General features: G+C 56.2%; 20 protein-coding genes. 18 read left to right on the top strand and 2 right to left on the bottom strand.

From position 1 onward, the window contains the following. Nucleotides 1–31: 31 nt before the first annotated feature. The 12 genes from D3P08_RS05445 to D3P08_RS05390 all read left to right on the top strand — a co-directional run bounded on the left by D3P08_RS05445 (nt 32) and on the right by D3P08_RS05390 (nt 12,897). Complete coding sequence (locus D3P08_RS05445) at nt 32–1,678, top strand: ABC transporter substrate-binding protein (RefSeq protein WP_119598417.1); 1,647 nt, start codon at nt 32–34, stop codon at nt 1,676–1,678. Nucleotides 1,679–1,966: 288 nt separating this feature from the next. Beyond that, on the top strand, nt 1,967–2,140 hold the full coding sequence (locus D3P08_RS05440) for a lysine biosynthesis protein LysW (RefSeq protein WP_119598416.1): 174 nt from the start codon (nt 1,967–1,969) through the stop codon (nt 2,138–2,140). Nucleotides 2,141–2,151: 11 nt separating this feature from the next. Continuing rightward, a complete protein-coding gene (locus D3P08_RS05435; RefSeq protein ID WP_119598415.1) occupies nt 2,152–3,045 on the top strand; it encodes a RimK family alpha-L-glutamate ligase in 894 nt (297 codons plus the stop codon). A gap of 24 nt (nt 3,046–3,069) precedes the next feature. Next, a complete protein-coding gene (locus tag D3P08_RS05430; protein ID WP_119598414.1) occupies nt 3,070–3,732 on the top strand; it encodes a degT/DnrJ/EryC1/StrS aminotransferase in 663 nt (220 codons plus the stop codon). After that, nucleotides 3,729–5,051, top strand: coding sequence for a DegT/DnrJ/EryC1/StrS aminotransferase family protein (locus D3P08_RS05425; RefSeq protein WP_119598413.1), 1,323 nt, complete (start codon nt 3,729–3,731; stop codon nt 5,049–5,051). Before D3P08_RS05430 ends, D3P08_RS05425 begins: the two co-directional genes overlap by 4 nt. Beyond that, nucleotides 5,048–6,097, top strand: coding sequence for an N-acetyl-gamma-glutamyl-phosphate reductase (argC, locus tag D3P08_RS05420; RefSeq protein WP_119598412.1), 1,050 nt, complete (start codon nt 5,048–5,050; stop codon nt 6,095–6,097). Before D3P08_RS05425 ends, argC begins: the two co-directional genes overlap by 4 nt. Then, nucleotides 6,097–7,944, top strand: coding sequence for a M20/M25/M40 family metallo-hydrolase (locus D3P08_RS05415; RefSeq protein WP_119598411.1), 1,848 nt, complete (start codon nt 6,097–6,099; stop codon nt 7,942–7,944). Before argC ends, D3P08_RS05415 begins: the two co-directional genes overlap by 1 nt. Next, nucleotides 7,945–8,757: a 1-deoxy-D-xylulose-5-phosphate synthase N-terminal domain-containing protein gene (locus tag D3P08_RS05410; protein WP_119598410.1), complete on the top strand. Its 813-nt coding sequence runs from the start codon at nt 7,945–7,947 to the stop codon at nt 8,755–8,757. It begins immediately after the preceding gene. Further along, nucleotides 8,754–9,695, top strand: a complete 942-nt coding sequence (locus D3P08_RS05405) for a transketolase family protein (protein ID WP_338068704.1) — start codon at nt 8,754–8,756, stop codon at nt 9,693–9,695. Before D3P08_RS05410 ends, D3P08_RS05405 begins: the two co-directional genes overlap by 4 nt. Beyond that, a complete protein-coding gene (locus D3P08_RS05400) occupies nt 9,685–10,899 on the top strand; it encodes an MFS transporter (RefSeq protein ID WP_119598408.1) in 1,215 nt (404 codons plus the stop codon). The genes D3P08_RS05405 and D3P08_RS05400 overlap by 11 nt, the downstream gene beginning before the upstream one ends. A gap of 133 nt (nt 10,900–11,032) precedes the next feature. Beyond that, nucleotides 11,033–12,289, top strand: a complete 1,257-nt coding sequence (locus D3P08_RS05395) for an ATP-grasp domain-containing protein (protein WP_119598407.1) — start codon at nt 11,033–11,035, stop codon at nt 12,287–12,289. A 56-nt stretch (nt 12,290–12,345) separates the two neighbouring features. Next, on the top strand, nt 12,346–12,897 hold the full coding sequence (locus D3P08_RS05390) for a flavodoxin family protein (protein ID WP_119598406.1): 552 nt from the start codon (nt 12,346–12,348) through the stop codon (nt 12,895–12,897). Nucleotides 12,898–13,050: 153 nt separating this feature from the next. Here D3P08_RS05390 and D3P08_RS05385 read toward each other — a convergent pair whose 3' ends face one another. Next, nucleotides 13,051–13,965, bottom strand: coding sequence for a LysR family transcriptional regulator (locus D3P08_RS05385; protein ID WP_119598405.1), 915 nt, complete (start codon nt 13,963–13,965; stop codon nt 13,051–13,053). Nucleotides 13,966–14,091: 126 nt separating this feature from the next. Between D3P08_RS05385 and D3P08_RS05380 the strand changes: the two genes are divergently transcribed. From D3P08_RS05380 to D3P08_RS05370, 3 genes are read left to right on the top strand one after another with little or no spacing between them, the layout of a single operon-like run. Next, entirely contained in the window at nt 14,092–14,751 is a 660-nt protein-coding gene (locus D3P08_RS05380; protein ID WP_119598404.1) for a DJ-1/PfpI family protein, read from the top strand. Further along, entirely contained in the window at nt 14,751–15,662 is a 912-nt protein-coding gene (locus D3P08_RS05375) for a pyridoxamine 5'-phosphate oxidase family protein (protein WP_119598403.1), read from the top strand. Before D3P08_RS05380 ends, D3P08_RS05375 begins: the two co-directional genes overlap by 1 nt. Before the next feature lie 14 nt (nt 15,663–15,676). Further along, nucleotides 15,677–16,042 (top strand): hypothetical protein, encoded by a 366-nt coding sequence (locus tag D3P08_RS05370; RefSeq protein WP_119598402.1) that lies wholly within the window; start codon nt 15,677–15,679, stop codon nt 16,040–16,042. Nucleotides 16,043–16,258: 216 nt separating this feature from the next. Here D3P08_RS05370 and D3P08_RS05365 read toward each other — a convergent pair whose 3' ends face one another. Continuing rightward, nucleotides 16,259–17,122, bottom strand: a complete 864-nt coding sequence (locus tag D3P08_RS05365; RefSeq protein WP_162848368.1) for an AraC family transcriptional regulator — start codon at nt 17,120–17,122, stop codon at nt 16,259–16,261. 126 nt (nt 17,123–17,248) lie between these two features. On the opposite strand from D3P08_RS05365, the gene D3P08_RS05360 reads away from it, so the two are divergent. The 3 genes from D3P08_RS05360 to D3P08_RS05350 all read left to right on the top strand — a co-directional run bounded on the left by D3P08_RS05360 (nt 17,249) and on the right by D3P08_RS05350 (nt 24,800). After that, the gene (locus D3P08_RS05360; protein WP_119598400.1) at nt 17,249–18,793 is read left to right on the top strand and encodes an alpha-L-rhamnosidase-related protein; all 1,545 of its coding nucleotides are present in this window, start codon (nt 17,249–17,251) and stop codon (nt 18,791–18,793) included. A 234-nt stretch (nt 18,794–19,027) separates the two neighbouring features. Continuing rightward, nucleotides 19,028–23,413, top strand: a complete 4,386-nt coding sequence (locus D3P08_RS05355; RefSeq protein WP_162848367.1) for a glycoside hydrolase family 3 C-terminal domain-containing protein — start codon at nt 19,028–19,030, stop codon at nt 23,411–23,413. An 88-nt stretch (nt 23,414–23,501) separates the two neighbouring features. Beyond that, nucleotides 23,502–24,800 (top strand): ABC transporter substrate-binding protein, encoded by a 1,299-nt coding sequence (locus tag D3P08_RS05350; RefSeq protein ID WP_119598398.1) that lies wholly within the window; start codon nt 23,502–23,504, stop codon nt 24,798–24,800. The last annotated feature ends 74 nt before the right edge of the window (nt 24,801–24,874 follow it).

Genomic DNA, 24,874 nt, shown 5'->3' with positions numbered 1-24,874 from the left:
ATAACAGAAGATAGAAGGAGTGGGAAAAGGAATGAAACGATACAAACGAACGAGCCTGTTGATTGCAGCCGTCGCAACTCTATTGCTTGCGGCTTGCAGCCAATCAAACAGCGCAGACGAGGGTGCTCCGGTCGAGCCGAAGCCGCAAACGACGGAAGAAGCGGTGCAAGCCGAGAAGAAGCTGACGATCGGCATCGTCAACGCGCCGGTCACGTTAAACCAGATTAATACGCAAGACAATTCGGCATCGCTTGCCCCGATTGGACTGCTTAACGACGCGCTGCTCGACGTGACGGAGTCTGCCGAGTTCGTCCCGAAGCTGGCGGAGTCGATCGAAACTGCGGATAAGCAGACGTTCACGGTTAAGCTGCGTCCGGATGCCAAGTGGAACGACGGGACGCCGTTCACGACGGCGGACGTTGCGTTCACGCTGAAGCTCGCGCTTCATGCCAAGGTCGAAACCTCGTTCAAGCTGAGCTTCATCGAAGGGCTGAACGACTTCGGCAAGCTGGAGGAGGGCGTGACGGAAATCGCGGGTCTCCGCATCATCGACTCGCATACGTTCGAGATCAAGGCCAAAACGCCGATTGATCCGCTCGTCTTCAACGAACGATTCGGCGCGAAGGTTTATTATTTGCCGGAGCATCTGTTGAAAGACGTTAATCCGGAACAACTGTCGACGCATCCTTATTTTCAGAAGCCGGAAGTTACGAACGGACCATACCGATTCGCCGCTTACGAGCAAGGGCAGTATGTCGAAGTGACCAAAAACGAACAGTACTATTTGGGCGCTCCCAAAATCGATACGATCTTCATCAAAGTGCTGCCGGCGGCTAATCTGGTCGCCCAGCTGCAGACCGGGGAAGTTCATATGAATTCGCTGCCGGTCGGGCTCGTTCCGATTACGGATTACGACAAAGTGAAAAGCTTCGACAACGTCAACGTGACTTCCGCTGCAGCCTCGGAGCCGGCGGAGTTGTTCTTCAACATTGAGAAGCTGCCGGATAAAAAGGTCCGTCAAGCGATCGCTTATGCCCTGAACCGGCCGCTTATCGTGGAGCAGCTGCTCAAGGGCCAAGCGGAAATTATCGACGGCGGCATCCCAAGCGGGCACCCCTACTTCAATAAGGACATCGCGCCTTACCCTTACGATCCGGAGAAAGCGAAGGAGCTGCTGCAGGAAGCCGGCTGGGACCCGAACCGTAAGCTTGCGTTCCTCATTCCGGTCGGCAACAAAGTCCGCGAACAGGCAGCCGATATTTTAGTGCAAAATTTGGAAGCCGTAGGGCTTAAAATCGATGTCCAAAAATACGATTTCCCTACGCTTATCGATAAAGTCGAAAAGGGCGAACACGATATTACGATTTTTACGAGGGATTATTACATCGAGCCCAGCCTCTACTTCACGACCTACAAAAGCGACGATCCCGAAAGCGTCATCCGGTACAACAATCCGGTCGTCGATGAATTGATCGCCCAAGGCGAGCAAGAAATCGACGAAGCGAAGCGCCACGAGATATACGACCGTCTTCAGGAGGTGCTGCACGAGGACGTGCCGACGCTAGCCGTGTATTCCGAGAAGAGGCTGCAAGTCGTATCGAAGGAAGTGCTCGCAGGCAAGCCGCTGAACCTCGGCACGTTCAACAACGTGAACGAATGGGACTTGATCGTCAAGTAAGTTATAAGGGATTCATTCCGTTATAGAGGTTGTTCAAAAAGCCCACCTTTGATCACGAAGCGTATCGGGAAGCCTACTCGACGTCGAATATCGAATTCAGCCGGAACTGAGCGTATGCTTTCGAAGTGCGTTTCCTACGGAAACGCTTCAGGTGCTCACGTAGCTACCACTACGCTCCGCTCCTCATTTCCTAGCTTTATCCGATCTTCTCGGTGCTGAAAACTGGGCTTTTTGAACACATACTTTATATAAAATTCATTACCAATTTCATTAGGAGGTGCAAGGAGAATGGCAGAACTTAGCTGTCTCGTATGCAAGTCGGACATTGAGGTGGAAGAGCGGGCAACCACGGGAGAAATCGTGGAATGCGATTCCTGCGGCCAGGAGCACGAGGTCCAGGTTGAAGCAAGCCGCGTTACGATCGCTTTGGCGCCCGAAATCGAAGAAACTTGGGGAGAGTAGGTGCGGATCCCATGGAGAACGAAAGCGCCATTCTGTTGTGCGTCACGAAGCTAAGGGAAGAAGAGCAGCTTATCGTCGAACATCTCAGCCGGCTCGGCATCCGCGTTCAAGTGAATTTGGACTCCATGGATCTGCCCGTCGGAGGGGGCGAAGTCCCGCTATACGGGCTTGCCCTCATCCGGTGCCTGTCCCAAAAAAACGCGCTGAGCCGCTCCCAGCTCCTCGAGCTTGCCGGATATGAAACGTTGAATTCGGCAAAAGCCATCGCCATTTGCACGAATAAAATCCATCAGGCGATCGTGTTCGAAAAACACGGCATTCCGCAGCCTCGCTACCAAGTCGCCTTCACCCCCGCGAAGCTGTACGACGCGCTCTCGGACTTCGGGGATTTATGCGTCATCAAGCCCGCTACGTCCTCATGGGGGCGGGGAATCGCCAGGATGACGGGGAAGGAATGCCTGGAGGGATGGATCGCCGCGAGGGAATCGGTCGATCCGAGCCACCAATCGTTTCCCGTCCTTGTGCAGGAGTACGTGGAAAAAGGCGATTACGACATTCGCGTCGTCATCGTCGGACGCAAGCCGATCGCTGCTTTTCGCCGGGTATCGGCTGAAAATTGGAAGACGAATACGCATCTGGGAGCGGAAATCGAACCGATCGAGATTAATGGCGAAATCTCCTCGATTTGCGGGGATTTGGTCGGCGTATTGGGAGAAGGCATTTACGGCGCCGATTTGTTCTTCGATTACGGGCAGCTTCGTTATGTCGTATGCGAAGTGAATCAGAATCCGGAATTCGCGAAATCGTGGAAGGTGCACGGCGTCGATGTCGCCTATCATATCGCCGAGTACGTCAAGGAGAAGATAGGAAGGGAAAATAAGGTAAACGTTACGGTTCATTCTTAGTATGCGGGGAGGAATAATTGACGGATGGGAGATACATTAACGAAACCGGCGTCGCCGATTGCGAAGGAGCATTATTTTTCATTATCGTTTGTTTTGTCCAGAGTGCTGAACTCGGGCGTCATCATGAGCATCGAAAAAAACGACCATGAGTTAAAAGGACTGGAGAAGGCGATAGCCAAGCTTACGAATACCCAATACGTCTCTTTGTTTAATAGCTTTACGGGCGCGGTGCATGGGGCATTCTGGGGGCAGGACATCGGCTACGGTTCGGCGGCGCGTCTCGAGCATGCCAGCGAGCAGGAAAGGAAGTTCGCGAAGTGGCTTGGTATTCAACTCACGACGGATCCGTATGCGGAAATCGCTTATTCCGCGATAGCCGTGGACAGTCATAACTTCCATCATTTAGAGCAGGAGGTTCGAAGCTCCTCCGCGCGGACGCCCGTCCTCGTCCTCGATTTTACGGGACTGGGCTTCGGTCCGGTCGCCGCGATCGCGACGAATGACGAACTGGTCTGGAAAAAAGCGGAGCGGCTCAAAATATTCGGCGCCTTCGACCTGCAGACGATGTGGACGCAGGAGGAGAGCGAGCCGGAGCTTCAGCCGGCTGTCCAATTCAATTACAGGCTGAGCCCGCTTGTGGCGGCCTGCGTCAAGATTTCGTTACTAAGGAGGAAGCCGTCCACATGAAAACCGATTTTATCCGCAAGCCGCTGCAGCTGCCCGACGAGGAATGGATCCGGTCTCCGCTCGCGTTCGACGGAGGACCGTCCATCATTCCCGAAGACGTCCGCCGGACTAATTTTCCCATTATTACGAAAGAAGACGTTATTCAAATGCTCGTCTCGATCCAACAAGACGGCGAAAGCGTCGTCGAAGAGTTCCAGGAAACGTACCGCAGCTATGTGGGCGCCAATTACGCCATTGCCACGTCCAGCGGCACATCGAGTCTGCACTTAGCCCTTGTCGGAGTTGGCGTGCAGCCAGGCGACGAGGTCATCGTGCCCGCATTCACGTTTATTGCAACTGCTCAAGCGGTCGTTGCCGCCAAAGCGATCCCGATATTCGTGGATATCGATCCAATTACGTATTGCTTGGATCCTCTGAAGGTGGAGGAAGCGATCACCGGCAAGACGAAAGCGATCATGCCCGTTCATGTGCACGGCTTGCCGGCCGACTTGCAAGCCTTGCGTCAACTGGCGGATAAACATTCGCTGCGGCTGGTCGAGGATGCCTCTCACGCCCATTCCGCATCGATTGACGGCAGAGTGGCCGGCTCGATCGGGGACGGCGCGGGGCAGAGTCTGATGGCGGACAAAAACTTCCCCGTCGGCGGGGAAGGCGGCATCGCGTTTTTCCGGGAGAAGGAGGACTACCGGCGCGCGCTCGCGTTCCTGGATTCGTCGGGCATCGATTACCGCATGTCCTGGATCGCCGCCGCATTCGGTCTAAGCCAGCTTGAGCGGCTGCCTTATTACGATGCGATCCGCGCAAGAAACGCCGTTTATTTGACGAACGCGCTCAAGGAGACGAAGCTGTTCAGCGGACCGTACGTCCCGGAAGGCTATAAGCACAGCTACAATATGTATCGCGTTAAGCTGTCGCCTGAGCGTCTCGGGCTTGGGGATCTGGAGGATTACCGGGTCAAGCATGCGGTCGAGCAGCTGATCCATGCGGAAGGCGTCTTCGCAAGGGAATGGCAGAACGTGCCAATTCCCGGCCATCTCCCGTTCAAGAACCGAAGAGGCTTCGGCAACGGCTATCCGTTCTCGCTGTCGGATCGGCAAGATTTCGGTTACGATCTGAACCGGTTCCCCGAGACGCTAAAGATGCTGCGCAGCACGCTCACGATTTGCCGGGAGCTCCGGACGCCGATCGAATACGAGCGGATTCAGGCTTACGCGCTGGCATTCAAGAAGGTCGACGCGAACCCGGATAAGATACGCGAGCTCGCGGAGAGAAGCGGCGATTTGAAGGTCGTGTATGAAAGAGATGCGAGGTTAGGATGAGCGGCGCGGCGCAACGGAAGAAAGCGGCCATTCTCGGCGGAAGCGGGTTCACCGGCGCCGAGCTGTACAGGCTGCTCCGCAGGCATCCGGGCTTCGAGGTGACGTTTATTTCGTCCGAGTCGAATGCCGGCCTGCCGGTGGACAAATATTACGCGGGTTCGATCCATAGGAAGAAGCCGGGGGGACTCAAGTTCAGCCGGATATCCGAGCTGGATGGGCATTACGACGCGGTATTCTCATGTCTGCCAACGGGCGAGCTGCCGAAGCTCGTCCGGCGGGTCGCCGAGCATGCGGACTACATCTTTAACGTAAGCGGCGACTATCGGCTTGCCGACACCGCGCTATTGCAGCGGCATTACCCGGAGACGCTGAAGCATGATTTCGAAGGCGGCTGGCATTATTTCGTACCCGAATTCAGCGAGATCGACAGGAGCAAGAAGGTCGTGAATTTGCCGGGGTGCATGGCGGTGGCGACGATCTATACGTTGTATCCGCTTGTGGCGCATGATCTTATCGAGGAACGCGTCATTACGGACGCCAAGACGGGCTCAAGCGGCGGAGGGAAGAAGGCGGGCGAGCATCATGCCGAGCGGACGAACAACTTCCGGGCATACAAAGTGCACGGCCACCGGCATAAGCCGGAAATCGAGCATGCGCTGTACCGTCAATTGGCGCGTACGGTCGATCTTCAATTTTCGGTATTCAGCCTCGATTTGCCGCGGGGCATTATGGCGACCTCGTATTCCTTGCTTAAGGAGGGCGTGACCGCCGTCGATGTGAGAAAAGCGTTCTACGGCGCCTATGCCGCCAAGCCGTTCCTTCACTATATCCCGGCCGGCAGCGGCACGCCCATGATTAAGACGGTAAACGGAACGAATTTCGCGGAGATCGGAGCTTACGTGGAAGGCCGAAACTGCGTTTCCTTGGCGACGATCGATAACCTGCTTAAAGGAGCGGCGGGGCAAGTCGTTCAGGCGGCCAATCTGTATTTCGGATTTCCCGAGGAAGAAGGCTTGCCTCAAGAAGGGGAAGGAGCGTGGCCATAATGAGCAGCGGAAGTCTGTATGTCATCAAGCTCGGCAGCAGTACCATCGTCAATCATCCCCGCATTTTCGAGGAGGTCAGCCGCATCTCGCGAAGAGGGAACCAAGTGCTGCTCGTCGCGGGCGGAGCGGAGGCGATACGTCGGAAGTACGAACAACTGTCGCGGCCAATGCCATTCTTGACGCTGCCTTCCGGCGATGAAGTGCGCTATTGCTCTCCGGAGGAGATGCCGTTTATTCGAGAGGCTTATTACGAGAATATTTTGGCCCCGATCCGGGAACGGCTCGCGGAACAAGGATTAAGCGTATTCGCGCAGCTTGGCGGCGATAACGGGCTTGTGCTCGGCAGGAAGGCGAAGCCGATCAAAGCGGTCCAAGGGCAGAAAACCGTCATCGTACGGGACTCCTTATTCGGCCAATATACCGGCTGTTATACCTCGTTCCTGCATGACGCTCTGAAAAACTTCGATGTCGTCTGCTTGACCCCTCCGATCTGGGATCCTGAGCTCGCGTCGTATATCAATATCGACGCCGACGTCCTTGCCGCCGAGCTTGCGGTCGAGCTCGAAGCGCATCATCTTCGCTTCGTGACCGGAACGGCGGGGCTGCTGCGGGATATCGGAGACGAAGGCTCGACCATTGCGGATGTGTACGGGGACGAAGAGCTTCCATCCGTCCAGGGACGCATGAAGCAGAAAGTAAGGGCGGCAAGGCTGGCTGCCGGACGGGGAGTCTGCGACGTGAATATATCAGGTCCGCATTCGCTGGAACGCGGCGGCCGGACATGGTTCTGGCAAGCGGAGCGCGGACCTGCCGCCTTCGAACTGCTGAACAAGGTTGCCCGCATTCCGTCCGTTTCCGAGGACGAACACGAGCTTGCCCGGTTCTTGCTCGAGGAGATTCAAGATCCGTCGGTGACCGGGCGCGTTGACGAAGCCGGGAACATCGTGTTCCGCCGAGGCAGCGGTTCTCATACGCTGCTGCTCCTTGGCCATCTCGACACGGTGCCATACGTGTGGCCGGTACGTTCGGACGAGGGCGGTCTTGCCGGAAGAGGCGTCGTAGACGCCAAAGGCTGCTTCGTCAACTTCGTCCATATGCTGAAGGAAGCGGACGTGCCCGAGAACGGATCGCTGCTCGTCGTCGGCGCCGTAGAGGAGGAGATCTCGTCTTCGAGAGGCGCGTATTACGTTCGGGACCATTACCGGGCGGACGCGGTCATCATCGGCGAACCGAGCGGCGAAGACAGCTTGACGCTAGGCTATTACGGATTGTTCAAGCTTCGGATCACGATCAGGCGCGCGCAGGAGCATACGGCGGCGAAGGACAGCGTAAGCGCGATCGACGAGCTGTATCAGGTCGCGGCCGACATTCGCGGCAGGGTCCGGGATATCGATCCGCAAGGCTTGTCGTCCTTGATCGACATTGAGCATTGCAACGAGCGCGGCTATATAACGGTTACCGCGATATTGAACTTCAGAATTTCGCCGGAGGCCGGAAGCGGCTACGCGGACAAGGTCGATCTGTCCTTCGGCGATGCGGTGTCGGTCGAGGTGCTTCGCGCGACGCCGGGCTTCGCCAATCCGCGTGCGGATACGCTGGTGAAAGCTTTCGTCCGAAGCTTCGCCAAGCACGGGAAGTCGGTTCGCTATCTGAAAAAACGGGGAACGAGCGACATGAACACGCTGGCGTCGTCTTGGGCGAATGTTCCGATGGTAGCGTACGGTCCGGGCGACTCTAGTCTGGACCACACGAACGACGAGTACTTGCGTTACGAGGAAGTCGAAACTTCACGAGCCATTCTGAGAGAAGCCGTTAACGAGTGGTTCCGGTTACGAACGGAGGATTAAATGGAGCAATCGATACCTGTGTATAGGGAAGAACAGGAGCTCTCGAATCTGGCATTAGCCGATCGGGCAACAGAGGCACGGAAGCTGATCCTCGACATGGCGGCCACGCCAACCGGCTGCCACGTCGGAGGAAGTCTTTCGGCTATCGATCTACTGGTCGTCGCCTATGCGAAATACGGCCATGACAAGAGTACATCCGTCATCCTGAGCAAGGGGCATGCGGCGGCGGCACTCTATGCGGCGCTATATGTCTACGGGAAATTGCCCTCCAATCCGGCGGAAAGCTACGGCAAGCAAGGCTCGCTCTATACGGGGCACCCGAACCATAAGCTTCCGGGCATCCCTTTTGCAACGGGCAGCTTAGGGCATGGCGTCGCTTACGCGGCGGGCTGGGCGCTGGCGCAAAAGCTGCGAGGAACCGGAGGGCTTGGCATCGCAATCGGGGGAGACGGCGAGCTGCAGGAAGGGCTCGTCTGGGAGACGGCTCAGATCGCCCAGGCTCGGTCGCTTGCGAACTTCGTTTATATCGTCGATTGCAACGGCGGGCAGAACGACGGACATGTCGACGATATTTCGCCGATCCGCAATCTGAAGGAACGGTTCGAGGCGTTCGGGTTCGCCGTCAGGGAGATTGACGGTCACCGGCATGACGCCATCTTCTCCGCTATTACGCCGGACAGGGAGAGGCCGCTTGCCGTCCTAGCCCGGACGGTTAAAGGAAAAGGCGTTGCCGCCTTCGAGGGCAATCCGGATGCGCATTATGCCAAAATCCCCGCCAATCTGGCGAAGAGATGGAAGGTGAATCTATCGTGACGACGACCTTATCAGGAAGGGACGCCTATAAAGACGAGCTCGCTAGGCTCGCGGAAACCGAGGAACGAATTATTTGCCTGGAGGCGGATCTAGGGGGCAAAAACCATCCGTTCCAGAGCCGCCATCCGGATCGGTTCCTAAATCTCGGCATCGCGGAGCTCGCCGGCGTCGACATCGCGGCGGGGCTCGCCGAAGCGGGTTATGTTCCGTTCATCTCGACGTTTGCCGCCTTTGCGGCATTGAGGGCATCGGAGAGCGTGAAGCTGTCGATGGGCTACATGGGGAAAAATGTAAAGCTCGTCGCACCGTACGGCGGCGTGTCGGGCGGATGGTTCGGAACGACCCATCATGCCCTGGAGGACATCGCGGTCATCCAGTCCTTCCAAAATATCCGGATTGCTTGTCCGCATGGGGAAGAGGAGACGAGGAGAGTTATCCGGGAAGCGGCAGCATCGACGGAACCGTATTATATCCGTCTATCCCGCAATGACGCGTTCGAAAGCTTGCCGCGCGCCTCGGAGCGATCTTGCAGGGATCTGCTTGTAGAAGACCGGGCAACGGATGACCGGGCTAGCCTATGCCTGATCTCCGTCGGGGAGCAGGCAACGGAGCTGTGCAAGAAGCTAGCCGGTGAATACGAAATTGTCGCGCACGCTCATGCTTGTTACGTCGATAGTCAAAGCTTGAAAGCTTACGTGGAGCCGCTGAAGGCGTTAGCCGATCGTTTCCTCGTCGTCGAGGAGCATCGGGCGACCGGCGGTACGGCGTCTTATTTGGCCTTATTAATGCCTGAGCACCCGGTTTATTCCCATAACTGCGGTGAACAGTGGCCGATTTATGGGGGGACGCATGAGGAAGTGCTTGCCGATCTAGGTTTTGGTTTGGAGCCGCTGCGGCGGCAAATCCTATCCCTAGCAGGAGGTCCGGATGGTATTTAGCGTGCTGAAGACGAACAGGTTTCGCAACTATTTTATCGCGGACATCATATCCGGCTTCGGCGTGGGTATGAGCACGATCGGCGCCAATTGGTATTTGATGGACCGGACGGGCTCAATGACCGCCGTCGGGCTCATGCTCTCCCTTAACGTAGTTGCCGGGTTTCTTATATCCGCGTTCGCCGGAACGTTCGTCGATAAATGGAACCGGAAGACGATTCTGCTTTGGGCGAACGTCGTAAGGGCCGCCGCTTTGCTGCTGATTGCCGGCGCCTTCCTCGGAACCGGATTCCACGTCGAATATTTGTACGCCTTTGCCGCAATCAATGGCATGGGGTGGGCGCTCTACATGTCGGCTTCGCGCAGCCTCGTGCAGGAGCTGCTGCCCGAGAAAGAGCTGATCCACGGCAATTCCTTGATCGAGATCAGCCTGCAGGTCGGCATGTTCATGGCCGGAGGGGTGTCCGGCTTCCTGTACAAATATATCGGCTTCGAGGCGATCTTGTTGTTGAACGCCGCCGCTTTTCTCGTGAGCAGCCTCTTCCTCAGCCGAATCTCCTACGCGGCCATGCCGGTCGAGCAAGCGGAAGCCTCGTTTTTCGAATCGTTTAAGGCAGGCATTCAATATTTGGCGGGAAGGCCTTCTTTATTCGTGCTCGGCATCGTGTCCATCATCCCGCTCGTGACGACGATGGTGTTCAATGTGGTGCTTCCGGGCTATGTCAGCACGTCGGTTCGAGGGGATTCGGTCGTATTCGGGCTGTCGGATATGTGCTACGGGATAGGCGGATTGCTGTCCGGCTTTTTGGCAGCGCCGCTAGCGAGAAAGCTGACGCAGCACGGGACGATTCTGATTATTTTCCTCGTATCCGTATTGAATCTCGCGGCTATCGCCTTTAATTCGACTGTCATTCTGCTTTACATCGGCTGCGTGCTCATCGGTCTGACCAATTCCTCCCTGCGCATTCTGATTACGACAACGCTTATGGAGTCGGTCTCGAAAGCGTATATGGGGCGCGCGACCTCGGTCTGGATGGGCATTTCGCTGCTGCTGCAGACCGTCTCGGCCACGGGGCTTGGCGTCGTCATCGACCGGTACTCGCCCGGACTCGGCTTTATTCTGATGGCTGGCCTGATGTTCGCCGGACTGGTCGTCTATTACGTCTTGAACAGCAAGTCGCCGTGGAAACAAACGATAGAGGCTTAGAAAAAATAGCGAAGCTTACGAAGTAAGTTTTCTCCGAAAACAAAGCGAATGCTTACGAAGTAAGTTTTCTCCGAAAACAAAGCGAATGCTTACGAAGCAGTTTTGCTTCGCAAAACTTAAAGAGGTGAAAAACATGTCGACGGTTAAAACGGTTGCGTTTGTCGAGCCGAGCTTTTATGGCGTCAGCTTCGCCAAGGTAGCTTACGAACAGGGGCACCGTGTCATTTCGATCGTATCGTCCGAGGACAATCCGAAAAAATACGGGTATGAAGGCATCTATCACGACTTAATCGTTGCGGATATACGAGACGAGGATTCGCTCTTCCAGGCGATAGCGGAATCGCCCTATGCGGGCAAGCTGGATGCGCTCATTCCGGCTACGGATTACGCGTCCCACTTGACGGCGAAGGTCGCGGAGCGGCTTGGACTGCGGAGCGTGCCTTACGAGGCGGCGCTAAAATCGCGGAACAAAGATTTGGCGAGGCAGGCCTACGCTGAGCACGGCGTGCCAAGCGCGGAATTCCGAAATGTAAAAACGTTCGAAGAAGCGGCCGCGGCGGCCGAAGAGATCGGGTATCCCGTCGTCCTGAAGCCGACCAATTGCGCCAGCAGCCAAAACGTCTATTTTATTAACGACGAGGCCGAGCTGCGCAGAGCCATGGACGTCATTGTCGCTTTCAAAGTGACGTATATGGATTTCAAAGTGCGTGAGGAATACTTGATCGAACAATATTTGCAGGGACCAGAATTCAGCGTGGAGTTGTTTCTGCGGAATGGCGAGCCGTTATTTGCGGCCGTGACCGAAAAGCTGACGACGCCTCTGCCCTATTTTGTAGAAACGCTCCATACGCTGCCCTCCCCGTCTCATACCGACCGCCAGGAAGAGATAATACGAACGGCTGTCGACGCGCTTAAAGCGATCGGGTTGACGAACGGACCGAGCCATGTCGAGGTAAAGCTGACGCCGTCCGGTCCCCGCATAATTGAAGTGAACGGCAGGCCCGGCGGGGATCACATTTCATCGGATCTGCTGGTATTGGCTTTCGGGGTCGATATTTTCGAAGCGACCGTCAACTATTACCTCGGCCATCCGGTCGCGATCGGGAAGAAGCATATTCGGGCGGCAACGATCGCTTACGTCACCGCGGAACGCGACGGCGTGCTCGAACGGATTGAAGGATTCGAGCTTCTGCCTCAGCATCCGTCTGTCATACGCGCGCACATCTTGGCCGTGCCCGGCGATAACGTCGTCCAGGCGAAAAGCTCGGATGACCGGCTCGCCTATTTCATCGTCGCAAGCGATACGCCGCAAGAAGCCAAACGATTGGCGCTTTCGCTGCTTGACGGGTTGAAGGTCGTTTACCGGAACCAAGAGGCGGAAATAGCTTAACCAATGGGAAGAGGTCATTCGACAAATTTGTTAAAGTAAAGGATGGACGCCATCGTATGGGAACAGCCGTTATTTACGGAAGCTCGAGAAAAAACGGGAACTCGGAACAGTTAGCGAAACGGTTAACGGAAGGGTTCGAGACCGATCATATTTTTCTGGCAGATTATAAGATCGAGCCTATTAAAGATTACCGGCATGCCGAGAAGGAACCGTACCCCGAAGACGATTACCATTCGGTCATCGAACGGGTGCTGGCGCAGGACGTCCTTGTGTTCGCCACGCCCATCTATTGGTATGGAGCGTCCGGGCTCACGAAGAGCTTCATTGACCGCTGGTCTCAATCGCTGCGGGAAGACAGGGACGGATTTCTTGCGAAGCTTTCTACCAAGTCGGCGTGGGTGATCGCCGTAGGCGACGACGAGCCTCATCTCAAGGGAATTCCGCTCATCCAGCAATTCCAGCATATTTTCGATTTTACGGGCACAAGGTTTGAAGGTTATGTACTAGGGAAAGCGAATCGGCCGGGCGACATCCTGGAAGACAAAGCTGCTTTAGCCGCTGTGGAGGAAATCCGGAATAAGTGGCGTGGAGCGCTGGCTAATGGTTGATGGAGCAGGCAGGTTACCGGACTCTGCGAAAGCTTTGTAAGCGCAGCTAGTCGGGAATAGAGCGCCTCGCCTCACCTTGCTATTTGGTAATATGATTGAAAAAGATAAGTTAAATAGCGCAGCGGCAATATTTCCGCGGCGCTATTTTGTTTCTTACTCATTATTAACCGCTTGCGTAATGTGAAAATAGTTCAGAAGCTTATTGCAAAACACTTTCGCCGGCGCATTCAGCACCCGGTCCCGATGACGGATGAGGCCATGCGTAAGTGTCGAAGGATTAGGCAGAGGAATTCGTACGACAGTGCCTTCTGCGAGCTCTTTTTGCATCGTGATCTCCGGTAAATAGGCTGCGCCAACCCCGCATGCGATCATTTGACGAATCAGCTCCGTGCTTGGGAACTCTGCCGTTCTTGCGCCTGACGGCACCCCCAGCTCGTCAAGCAGCTTTTGCCCATCCGTGTGATAGACGCAGCGGTTGCCAAAACCGATCATTTGTAATTCGGGAAATGGCTCCCAGCCTTTGTCATTCAACTGGGCAGCTAAATCCGCGGTCGAGACGAAGGCCATCGGTTCCGCGACCAAGGGCTCGAACACGATTTCTTCCCGTTCAGGATCTTTGGGCACGATTCCGAAATCGATCGCATGCGACAGCACCTGTTCTACGATATCCCCTTGAAACCCCGTAGACAGATGAAGGGAAATGCTCGGGAATTCGGACAGAAACGGCTTTAAAAATCTGGAAAACCGCGTTACGCAGAACGACTCAAGTGCGCAGATTTTGACGATACCGCAAGGCTCCTCCAGGCTTCCAAGCGCCTCTTCAAGCGCTCTCCCCAGTTGTACGAACTGGCGGGCATATATTGCCAGCCTCTCGCCGGCGTCCGTGATCTGCACCCCCCGGGACAGCCGGTGGAACAGTTTTTGCCCGCAGGTCTGTTCCAAAAGTTGAATTTGCGATGTAACCGTCGACTGGACATACCCCAGTTTTTCCGCCGCCCTGCTGAAGCTTCCCTCCTCGAGCACCGTCAGAAATGTAACAAGAAAACGTCCCTCCAGCTTCTCAAGCATCCTTATCCCTCTTTTATGTATTTGGTTTTTCGATGGCATCTATCGTTTATATTCGTTTCTCAAATCGATAACTCAATGATAGCATACTATCCATGAGGAATAAATCCAAAGATTGGAGATGATAGGATGAAAAAAACGGGCTTTCGGCTTGGGATTTATGTTTTTAAGGATGCGGAAATTATCGATTATGCGGCTCCGTACGGCGTCATTTCCGTTGCACGCCGGCTCGATCCGGAGTTAGAGGCGTTTCTTGTAGCGGAATCGCTTCGTCCCGTGCAGACGCAAGCAGGCTTTACGGTAGTGCCGAATTACAGCTTTGTCGAGGAGCCCGCCATGGATGCTTTTTTGATCCCCGGCGGATTCGGGACCCGGCAAGAAATGCATAACGGCGGGCTGCACCGGTATATCCGGTCATTGCCGGAATCGTGCTTGCTCGTTAGCGTCTGCACCGGCTCGTGGGTGTACGGCCGGATGGGACTCCTCGACGGAATCGCGGCGACGAACCGCAAGGAGCCAGACCGTCTCGAGGCTTCCAACATGGGGAAGGTGCCCATTGAAAGGCTTGCTGAAATCGCTCCTGCCTGCCGGATCAGCCGCGCACGCGTTGTCGATAGCGGGCGTGTCATTACAGCCGGCGGTATCGCGTCCGGAATGGAGCTCGGCTTCCACCTGCTCCGCAGAGCCGGCTACGAGGAAACATTCATTGCCGATGTTGCCAGGGTCATGGAATACGATCGCGCCTACGACGTTTACCGGTCCGACTTCGAGAAGGCTTGGGCGGATTGATGTCGGTCTATCATTCGGGAGAGCTAGCGGTTCAAAGATTGGCAGGGGCAGCGGCCGCCGCTGAGCAAAACGGAAAAGGGATTCGGAACACGATTCCGAAGGGGGTTGCGGGGTTTTTATCTGCGCAATCTCTCGTTATCGTTGCGACGGCCGCGGAGGGTGGAAGCGTATGGTGCTCGATGCTGACAGGAAAAGCCGGATTTATGGTGGTCTTAGATGAAGTTACGTTAACGATTGCCTCCGTACCTTTGCCTGGCGACCCTCTGCTTGCGAATGTAAGCGCGGACCGGGAGATCGGCTTGCTTGTGATCGATTTGGAGAACCGAATCCGAGTGCGAATAAACGGAACGGCGAGCTATAATGACGGACGGCTTCGAATCCATGTTGAACAAGTTTACGGAAACTGTCCCAAATACATTCAGAAGCGGGCAATGCGCTCACAGCATGGTTTCCTTAGGCTGGAGCAAACGGCTCAACGCAGCACTTTGCTAAGTCCCGAACAAATCGAATGGATCCGCCGTTCGGATACGTTCTTTATCAGCAGCAAAAGCGCAGATGGAAAAGCCGACGCCTCCCATCGAGGCGGATCGCCGGGATTCATCCGGACGCTCGATGAACGCACCCTGGATTTTCCCGATTATTTCGGCAATTCGATGTTTAACACTCTCGGTAATATTTATAGCAATCCATGTGCGGGAATGTTGTTTATCGATTTCGACAAGGGGCATACCCTGCAGCTAACCGGGCAATGCGAGATCATATGGGATAAGGAGCAAATCGCGCAGTTCCCTCATGCGGAACGGTTGATCCGCTTCGAGGTTAGCGAAGTCTTGTACACAGAAGTACAGAGCAATCTGCATTGGGAATTTGTTGAGTATTCGCCGGCCAATCCGGCAAGTTCGAACAATTAAGGAGGAAACGAGATATGGCGGAAAATAAATATTTAGTCGTCATCCAAGCAAATCAGCAAGATATAGGGAAGGCGGTTCACGGGCTGTTGTACGGAGAAGAACTGCATGACGCAGGCTTCAAGGTAGAAATCGTCTTTGACGGTCTGGGGACGCAATGGCCCGAAATATTGAACCAGGCAGAGCATCCTTTCCATTCTTTGTTCAAGCAAGTCATGAAGAAAGGAATCGTTAAGGGAGGCTGTCAGGCCTGCTCAACGTTTTTCGATGTCGGCGAACAGGTGCAAAGCACCGGGCTGGCGCTTGTCGGGAACGAGGCGGCGGGCGGACACATTCCGTTTGCGCAATACATGAAGGACGGGTTCGTGCCGATCATTCTATAAGTAGAGGAAGATATCAGCCGGGGATTTCATCCGTATACGCCGACAATTTGATATGCCGAAGAATTGATCGTTTAACGCCACCTATGAGGGTGGCGTTATTTACGTGTGGGAACAATATTTTCAAGCCGATAGTCCGTCCAAGACGCATACAAGATGCTAACTGAAATGTATATGCCAACAGGGAATAGTCGCGTTCACCGGAGGCTATTTCTACGTTTACCGGTGGACTGCCGATTTCCGATACGCACGGGGAGTTAGGCCGATATGCTTCTTAAACAAGCTGTTGAAGAACGGCATATGCGAATACCCGACCGATTCCGCGATGTCGCCCACTTTACGGTCGGTTGACAGGAGCAGGCGGCACGCCGCCTCGATACGCAGCCTCTGCACGTATTGGGTTATATTCATACCGGCATGCTTCGCGAACAGCCGCTGGAACTGACGCTCTCCAACGCCTATACGGCATGCCAGCTCTTCGACCGCGAATGGATCGGCGTAATGCCGCCTCAGCCAATCCATGACCTCGTCCATGCCGTTCGTTATCGGCATGTCCATCCCTTCATCCGCTCCTTGCTGCAATCTCGAGAAAAAAACGAACAACTGCAGAAGTCCCGCATGCAGCGCCGCTTGCCTTCCGGGACGCTCCGCCGCGTACTCGCGGTGCATCGCGGAGAACAGGCGATGCGCCTCGCCGCTGCGATCCTTCGCCTGGAATATGCCCGGCATCGAAAGCAGCTGCCGGAGCTCCTCGCCTCCCGGTACTCCGCTAAGGAGCTCATGAGCCGCTTCCATCGTTACAATGCAGTTGTAGACGATTAGCGGGGCATTTTTGGCGGACGATGATGGCCTGAATACGTGCGAGACGCCCATCGGAATGATGAACAAATCGCCGGGGGTGACGGCATTTGCCTCGCCGCCTGCATGGTGCGTGCCCGATCCTTCGGCGACGCAGCTGAATTCCAGGAAGTCGTGATGATGCTCGGTCAATTCGTAGGACTCGGCGTTGCGGTTCACAAATATAGACAGCTTCTCGCTGAAATACTGTTCGCCGCTGAGCAGGCGCACAGTGCGGTTCGTCATGCCAGTCGCTCCTTTCATATGTCGCAATCGAGATAAAAAATGTCGGAATCGGCTAGTTTTTGGCCTCGTCATCCATCTTATGATGAAGTTAATTTGAAAGCAAGTCTGAAAGGGGATGCCAGTTAGATGCTGATGGATCAAAACTTAGTCGACAAAGCCGAGGCGCTTATTCCGGAGCTTCGGACAACAACCGCCGCGCCGCAGAGGCTGATCGAGGTTATCGCGGACGAAGAAGCGTTCCAGGGCTGGCGCACGCAGACGGTCCAGACGATTGGGGAGTGGACGGAGCAAAGCTATGGCAAAGGAGACAGCTTCGTTCTCGACTTCGGCGATCATCTGGTCGGGTACGTCAGCCTGTCGCTGAAGCCCGTCGGGAGTCCCCCGGACGCGCCGCTTAAGCTTAAGCTGACATTCGGGGAGATGCCCTGCGAAATTGCGGAGCCGTTCAGCAGCTATAACGGCTGGCTCAGCAGCTCGTGGCTGCAGGAGGAGCTGCTGTTCGTGGACGTGCTGCCTGCCGAGATCAAGCTGCCGAGAAGATACTGCTTCCGTTATATGAAGATTGATGTGCTCGATACATCGGTGAAATACAAGATTGCATTCGAGAATGTTAGCTGCGAAGCCGTATCGTCCGGCGATCCGTCCCGCGTCGAGCCGCTGCCGGAAAGCCTGCCGGAGCATATACGCGAGATGGACCGGATCGCAATCAAGACGCTGCAGGACTGCATGCAAACCGTATTTGAGGACGGACCGAAGCGGGACCGCCGTTTATGGATCGGCGACCTGAGGCTGCAAGCGCAGGCTAATTATTTGACCTTCCGAAATTACGATTTGGTAAGACGCTGCTTGTATCTGTTCGCAGGGATGCGGCTTGAGGACGGCACGGTCGCCGCCTGCGTCTTCGAAAAGCCGAAAGCTCACGCTGACGATACGAGGCTGTATGACTACGCGCTGTTTTTTGCGGCGTGCCTGCACGATTATTATGAAGCGTCCAGAGATCGGGAGACCGCCGAGGAGCTTTGGCCTATCGCTTACGAGCAGCTTCGGATCGGACTGCGCAGACTGGATGATCGCGGCGTCGTCGCCGACGACAGCACCTGGTGGTGCTTCACGGACTGGCATTCGGAGCTGAACAAGCAGGCGCCCGGCCAAGCGGTACTGCTCTACTGCCTGAAGCGCGGAGCCGAGCTGGCCGGGTCGCTGGGGCGAACCGAAGAGCAATCGTTCCTTGCCGGACAAATCGGGCAGGTGTCGAGCGCCACGCTGCGTTATCTTTGGGATGAAGAGAGAGGATTTTTCGTCAGCGGCGCCGACAAGCAAATATCGTGGGCTTCGCAGGTTTGGATGGCGCTCGCGGAGGTGCTGCCGCCGGATCGGAACGCTGCGCTGATGGACAGGCTGCTTGCCGAGCCGCCATCAATCGGGATGACGACGCCCTATATGTATCATCATTTCGTCGAGGCTTTGTTCCTCGTCGGCCGCAAGGACGAGGCGGTTGCCCGCATGAACGCGTATTGGGGCGAGATGATCGAGGACGGCGCCGATACGTTCTGGGAGCTGTACAATCCGGCGGACAAGAAGCTGTCGCCGTACGGCAGCAATCTGGTCAACAGCTACTGTCACGCCTGGAGCTGCACGCCAACGTATTTTATCCGAAAATATTTGATGTAGCGAAAGAGCCGCGGCTTCCGTAAAGGGAAGCTGCGGTTTTTTTGCCGGGTTCCAGTTCGGGCTGGAGCCAACCATAAAAATGAGGATAAAAACCGATAAATGACTCGCTTATGACAAGCGGGATCTTCTCTTACAATGAGGATGAAAACGCTTTATCGCACGAGAAAGGCGGTGTACCTTCACGAACGGCGTGCCATGCGTGACCCGATACAAAGAAGAAAGGGTGAGTTCAGCTTGCGGAAAATTAAAACGATCCAGGCAGGCAAAAAGGCAGTTTCTTTTATGTTAACTTGCACCATGTCCATCAGCTTGTTCGCCGTGTCAGCGCCGGCGGCTGCAAATGCTGCCGAGGGGGATGTCATTGTCTTCAAAACGCAAAGCGGCGGCGTATTCGACGGAATGCCGTTGTTCGACGGCGAGCCGGAGCACTTGGATGAGTTCGTAGACGCGTATTTCGACTACACGGGCCTTGAGGGTCCGGCGGTGTACGTAACCGGCTCGCGCAATCATTATACCTTGAAGGAAGGACCGAACGCCGGCCGCAAAATTCCGGGAGCGCTCTCCGCGGCTGATAACGTGCAGGGCGTATCGACCGACTTCCCCGCCCTCGTCGGCATGGGGCAGACCTGGAACAAGGAGCTGCTGGCGGATATCGGCAGCGTGATGGGCAGCGAGAAGATCAGCCAGCTCAAAGTAAAGCAGGGCGAATCGAACATTCATGGCGGAGCGAACGCTTCGGCATCCGTCGCGTTCACCGTCGTCAGCGATATGCGGATCAATCCGCTTAGCGGACGGTTCGACGAAGGGTTCTCCGAGGATCCGTTCATGGCCGGCGAGCTGATCGACAGCATGGCGGCCGGACTCGGCGGCACGGATCAAGAGAAAAGCGAAGACGGCTTCTGGATGCGGGCGGCGGTCGGAACGAAGCACTTCTCCGTCTATAACGCGCAGTGGTACCGGTTCGGCACCAATTCGAGCGCTGGGCCGCGGGCAATCTTCGAATACCAGACGTTAAGCCCGATCAAAGCGCTTGCTTCGGGGTCGGTCGCCGGCGTCATGACGTCGTACGGGACGACGAACGGCGTTCCGAATATTATTTCGCCATATCAGCGCTACGCCAACGAACAGTCGCGCTTCGGCGTATACAGCTCACCGGATTTTAATGGCGATCAGCATACGTTCAACTCGTCGATCTCGAACGGATATGACGCAAGCTATGCCAAGGATCGCACGTTAGCCACCGTTCTGATGGCGCTTGCCAAGTCGAACGCAGGCCGTCCGAGCCCGAGCGAAGCGAACGGAGACGCAGATGTCGCCGCGCTTGTCGGTGCGGTTCGCGACGGGGTGTACGGCATTACGGAAGACGATCTGATCGAAGCGGCGCGCCCGCATGTGAATCAGCTTGTCCGCCTCGGCATCTTCAACGAGACCGACGAGAACGGCATCCCGCAGAATTACCCGTTCGCGTCGGAAGCGAAGGATGTGCGGGCGGAGCCCGCGACGTACGCTTTGCCCGAGCATCAGGAAGTCGCGTTGAGAGCCGCTCAGGAAAGCATCGTGCTTCTCAAGAACGACGGTACGCTTCCGCTGGCCAAAGACAAGAAGGCCGCGATCTCAGGGGTTTACGCGGATTCGCGGTTCAAGACGACCTATTCGGTCGGCACGACGCCGGCTATTCCGGACGCGGGCGACTCGCCGCTGCTCTCCATCATCAAGCAGATCGGCGCGGATCATGTTTCCTACGATCTGGGCGGCAAAGTCATTGCGCTCAAGTCAAAGGCGAACGGCGAATTCGTCGCCGCGGATACGAATGCGAACGTGGAGGAAGGTTCTCAGCTGATTACAACGAACGCCCCGCTCGATACAAACGCGAACGCGCAGCTGTTCCGGGTCATCGACCTTGGACAAGAGGGCGTAAGTCTGCTGTCGCTTGCGAACAATCGGTTCGTAACCTCGCCGACCGGCGATGCGTCCAATCCGGAAAACTTGAAGGTCAAGAACACCGACAACACGCCTCTTAATTTAACCCATAACGATTGGGACCTCGCACAGATGAACGGCTCGACCAGCACGATTCCGTCGCGGCTTCGGATCGAGCGCAATGATGACGATACGGTATCCATCGTTACGAATGGCTATCGTACGGGCTTCAGCGGCGAGTTCGCGGATTGGTATTACGCCAACGGCCGTATCGTGACGACGGCGGATCATAAGCTAACGGTTCCTTCCGCTCCGATCGGCAGCGCCGCGGCCAATGCGAATCGGACGGATGAGGTCAAATTCGAGGAGACCGTCGTGAAGGAAGTCGGAGCGGAAGCGGCCGCTCGCGCGAAGGTCGACGACTACGCGATCGTTTTCGTCGGAGCAATCCCGCGCCACAGCGCCGGCGAAGGCAATGACCGCTCGAGCCTGTACATGGGCGAGGACGATTACGAGCTTGTCGACAAGGTATCGGCAGCTTTTGCGGCTGAAGGCAAAAAGACGATCGTCGTCGTCAAGTCCAGCTTCCCGGTCGTGATGGAAGAGATTCAGAACAATCCGAATGTGTCGGCGATCGTCTATCAGCCTTATGGCGGCCAATACGATTCGAAGGCGCTGGCGCAAGTGCTGTACGGCGATTACGCGCCGACCGGTCGGCTTGCCTCGACCTGGTACGCTGACATGTCGGCTTTTCCGGCGATCAGCGATTACTCGATTCCGAAGAGCTTCCCTGCCCATCAGCTTGGCGTCAATATCGATCCCCGCTACACCGTCGACATGACGAACGCGGATCCGGTGGAGTCGAAGCTGACGTATATGTACGCGAGCGCCCCGGTCACTTACGAATTCGGATACGGCTTGTCGTACAGTTCGTTCGAATACAGCAATCTTCAGGCACCGTCCGCCGTCTCCGGCAGCGAGCCCTTAACGGTAACCGTTCAAGTCCGCAATGATGGCAGCGTCGACACGTCGGAGGTTGTTCAGCTCTACGTGCGCAATCCGAATACGGCTTATGGTTCTTACGCTCCTTCCAAGAAGCTGGCCGCGTTCGAGAAGGTCGAGCTCGCGGCGGGCGAGACGAAGACGGTAAGTCTGTCCGTCGATCCGGGAGACTTTGCGGTATGGGACGTGAACCAAGGAGATTTCATCGTGGAGGGCGGCAATTACAGCTTGATGGTGGGAGCTTCGTCCGACGACATCCGCTTGACGGGTAATATGTACGTGTCCGGCTCCGCCCTCGGCAAGCTTACGCTAGCTGAACCGTTCAATGTATTCGACCATTCCTACGCTTCGAATGACGTCGTGTACCATGAAGTTTCCAAAGAACGCACGGCTGTCAATTTGAAGAACAAACGGATAGTCGGAGGCTACTATGCGGTTGCGTCCACGAGAAACGGCTCATGGACAGCGCTGCCGAAGGTTGACCTCACCGGCGCGAAGAAGGTTACCGCAAGCGTCGCTTCGGACGCGAACGGAGGCGTCATTACGCTTCATGCGGACTCGCCGTCCAGCGCGCCGATCGCGGTCATTGACGTCCCGGCTACAACTTCGCGAAGCTATACGATCGAGAATGCCGGCGTTCCGGTAACCGAGCTCGGCTACACGAATGTATCGGCAGACCTCAGCAATACGAGCCTGACTGGTACCCATGATCTCTATATCGTATTCAAAGCGGCTGATCTCCGCATCGACAGCTTGTCCATCGAGACGGCGCCGGCAGGCGGCGGTTCGGGACCGATCGTTATACCGCAGCCGACGGAGGAGCCTAAACCTACCGCTCCTGCTGCCGCATCCGCAGAGGTGAAGCCGGCTGTCCAAGCGGATCAAGAGAAGGCCGGCGCCCTTAAACTGCCGGGAATCACTGTGGCCAGCGATGTCGTTTCGATCGAAATACCCGGCGAAGCGGGTTACGCGCTGGCCGAAGTGAAGGTGAAGGGCGCGAAGCAAGGCGAGATTACGACATTCGCCCGCATGAATGCCGACGGAACGCTGACGCCAGTGCCGAGTATTGTGAAGACGGACGACAACGGCGAGACCATCCTGCTTGCGCTTGTTTCGAGCGAAGGGCTGTACGTTCCCCTATCGGTAAGCCGCAGCTTCAAGGACGTGCCGTCCGAAGCTTGGTATGCCGGGGTTGTCGCCGATGCGACCTCCAAGCTCCTGCTGAACGGCACCGGCGACGGGAACATGAGGCCGCTTGCGAGAACGACGACAGCTCATAGCTTAATGGTTGCTTTGAATGTGCTGGGCGTTACCCCGGAGAAGGAGGCTGACGATGCGGCGTGGCATGACGCCGTTATGCGAACGGCCGAGGACATCGGGCTGCGTACGGATGATGTTGCTCCTGAATCCGTGATGAGCCGCGAAGGCATGGCTCTTATTCTGAAGGACGCGCTCGCCTATGCCGGCGTCGAGACCGATCTCGCCGATGCCGAAGCCGACGGGCTGCTTGAAGGCTTTGCTGACGCGCACCAATTGTCGGGTGAAGGGCGTATAGCGTTTGCGGCCATGGTGAAGCACGGTATTTTCAAGGGCAAGGACGACGGGCAGCTGCATCCCGCATCCTGGCTGACGAGAGCCGAGCTGGCGGCCGTTGCGTTGCGCGCACGAGAAGCGATCGACAAAACCTTCTTTTCTTAAGTTGAAAACGAGCCCGCTAGGTGATACCTTTATGCAAAGGCGCCTCAGCGGGCCTTTTGCATTTTAAACGGAAACGGAGCAGCAACGGATGCGACTCACACGCCTACTTATAACGGCTGCGATACTCGGCTTGCTGGCGTCATGCGGCGTCGCCGGCCGCCCGCCGGCCGCCCAGCCGGATCCGACGCCCGTAACCATCACATATGTCACGTCGGCCGGCAATGCGCCGAGCACCGATATCATCGAGCAATTGGCGGAGGAGTACACGGCCGTTCATCCTCATGTGCGGTTCCGGCGGGAGGAGATCGGGAACGCGGATCTCTCCAGCAAGATTCAATTGCTTGCGGCCAGCAACGATCTTCCCGTCATGTTCAGTTACCCCTCAGGCAAGCCGTTGATAGACTTAATTGAGAGCGGAGCGGCTTTGAATCTAGACGAGACCTTGGAAGAGCTAGACATGAACGGAACGCTTCTTCCTTCGGCAGTCGATCTGCTGAATAGTCAGGTAGATGGACGCGGGCTGTACGCGCTGCCCCTCGAGATGAATATAGAAGGCTTCTGGTATAACAAAGAGCTGTTCTCCAAGCTGGGGATAGAAGTGCCAGGCACCTGGAGCGAAATGATGGACGCGGCCGAAAAGATGATGGCGGAGGGCATCCAGCCGTTCGCGCTGGCAGGCAAGGAGAAGTGGCCGATTACGCGTCTCATCAATGCCTACATCATCCGCAAGCTGGGACCTGATGCGATGGGCGAGGTGGACCGCGGAACGATGCGGCTGACGGATGCAGGCTTCATCGAGGCGGCCGAAGCGATCCGGGATATGGCGGCAAGAGGGTATTTCGGCAGGCAGCCGGCCAGGGAGGACTTCGAGCAGTCCATGGATATGTTCATGCAAGGGAAAGCCGGCATTTTCTATTCAGGCAGCTGGTCGCTTCGCGACTTCAATGGAAGCGGCAGATACGATGGCGGCGAATCGTCTTCGATTGGCTTCTTCAGCATTCCTCTCGTCGAAGGCGGCGTCGGCACGCTGGACGAGTACCCCGTCAACGCAGGGCTGACTACGGTTTTTTCTAAGGAAGCCTATAATGATGAGGTTGGCCGCTGGATGAAATACGTGTTCGAGCGGTACGGCCAGCATGCGATGGATAACGGCGCCATGATTACGGGCTTCGCCGCCTTACAGACGCCCGGTGACGTTCCCGCGCTTACCCGCATGATTCAGGACAAGCTGACGGAGCTTAAGCGGGGAGCCCTCTGGTTCGAAGCCCGCTTCACGACGGAGGAGCAGCTGACCGCCTGGGATAATGCGCAGCTTTTGATCGCTGACCCCGCCTATTCGGCGGAGCGTTACATGGGCGAGCTTCAGAAACTGATCGACGATAATTGACAGAGCAAGCGACAATCCGATAAATGCGGTATTTACCCAAAAAAATCCGCATCTTCGTCTCTGAATCTCCGTGA

Source organism: Paenibacillus nanensis (assembly GCF_003583765.1).
Taxonomy (GTDB): domain Bacteria; phylum Bacillota; class Bacilli; order Paenibacillales; family Paenibacillaceae; genus Pristimantibacillus; species Pristimantibacillus nanensis.
Note: the sequence above shows the minus strand (reverse complement) of the source record. Positions and strands in the feature narration are given on the sequence as shown.

Excerpts from the sequence above, each read along its gene's own strand:
- D3P08_RS05380 (WP_119598404.1), top strand. The coding sequence starts at position 14,092 with ATGAAAAAAACGGGCTTTCGGCTTGGGATTTATGTTTTTAAGGATGCG.
- D3P08_RS05435 (WP_119598415.1), top strand. The coding sequence starts at position 2,152 with ATGGAGAACGAAAGCGCCATTCTGTTGTGCGTCACGAAGCTAAGGGAA.
- D3P08_RS05410 (WP_119598410.1), top strand. The coding sequence starts at position 7,945 with ATGGAGCAATCGATACCTGTGTATAGGGAAGAACAGGAGCTCTCGAAT.
- argC (WP_119598412.1), top strand. The coding sequence starts at position 5,048 with ATGAGCGGCGCGGCGCAACGGAAGAAAGCGGCCATTCTCGGCGGAAGC.
- D3P08_RS05425 (WP_119598413.1), top strand. The coding sequence starts at position 3,729 with ATGAAAACCGATTTTATCCGCAAGCCGCTGCAGCTGCCCGACGAGGAA.
- D3P08_RS05360 (WP_119598400.1), top strand. The coding sequence starts at position 17,249 with ATGCTGATGGATCAAAACTTAGTCGACAAAGCCGAGGCGCTTATTCCG.
- D3P08_RS05390 (WP_119598406.1), top strand. The coding sequence starts at position 12,346 with ATGGGAACAGCCGTTATTTACGGAAGCTCGAGAAAAAACGGGAACTCG.
- D3P08_RS05370 (WP_119598402.1), top strand. The coding sequence starts at position 15,677 with ATGGCGGAAAATAAATATTTAGTCGTCATCCAAGCAAATCAGCAAGAT.
- D3P08_RS05350 (WP_119598398.1), top strand. The coding sequence starts at position 23,502 with ATGCGACTCACACGCCTACTTATAACGGCTGCGATACTCGGCTTGCTG.
- D3P08_RS05395 (WP_119598407.1), top strand. The coding sequence starts at position 11,033 with ATGTCGACGGTTAAAACGGTTGCGTTTGTCGAGCCGAGCTTTTATGGC.
- D3P08_RS05375 (WP_119598403.1), top strand. The coding sequence starts at position 14,751 with ATGTCGGTCTATCATTCGGGAGAGCTAGCGGTTCAAAGATTGGCAGGG.
- D3P08_RS05440 (WP_119598416.1), top strand. The coding sequence starts at position 1,967 with ATGGCAGAACTTAGCTGTCTCGTATGCAAGTCGGACATTGAGGTGGAA.
- D3P08_RS05445 (WP_119598417.1), top strand. The coding sequence starts at position 32 with ATGAAACGATACAAACGAACGAGCCTGTTGATTGCAGCCGTCGCAACT.
- D3P08_RS05430 (WP_119598414.1), top strand. The coding sequence starts at position 3,070 with ATGGGAGATACATTAACGAAACCGGCGTCGCCGATTGCGAAGGAGCAT.
- D3P08_RS05400 (WP_119598408.1), top strand. The coding sequence starts at position 9,685 with ATGGTATTTAGCGTGCTGAAGACGAACAGGTTTCGCAACTATTTTATC.
- D3P08_RS05365 (WP_162848368.1), bottom strand. The coding sequence starts at position 17,122 with ATGACGAACCGCACTGTGCGCCTGCTCAGCGGCGAACAGTATTTCAGC.
- D3P08_RS05385 (WP_119598405.1), bottom strand. The coding sequence starts at position 13,965 with ATGCTTGAGAAGCTGGAGGGACGTTTTCTTGTTACATTTCTGACGGTG.
- D3P08_RS05415 (WP_119598411.1), top strand. The coding sequence starts at position 6,097 with ATGAGCAGCGGAAGTCTGTATGTCATCAAGCTCGGCAGCAGTACCATC.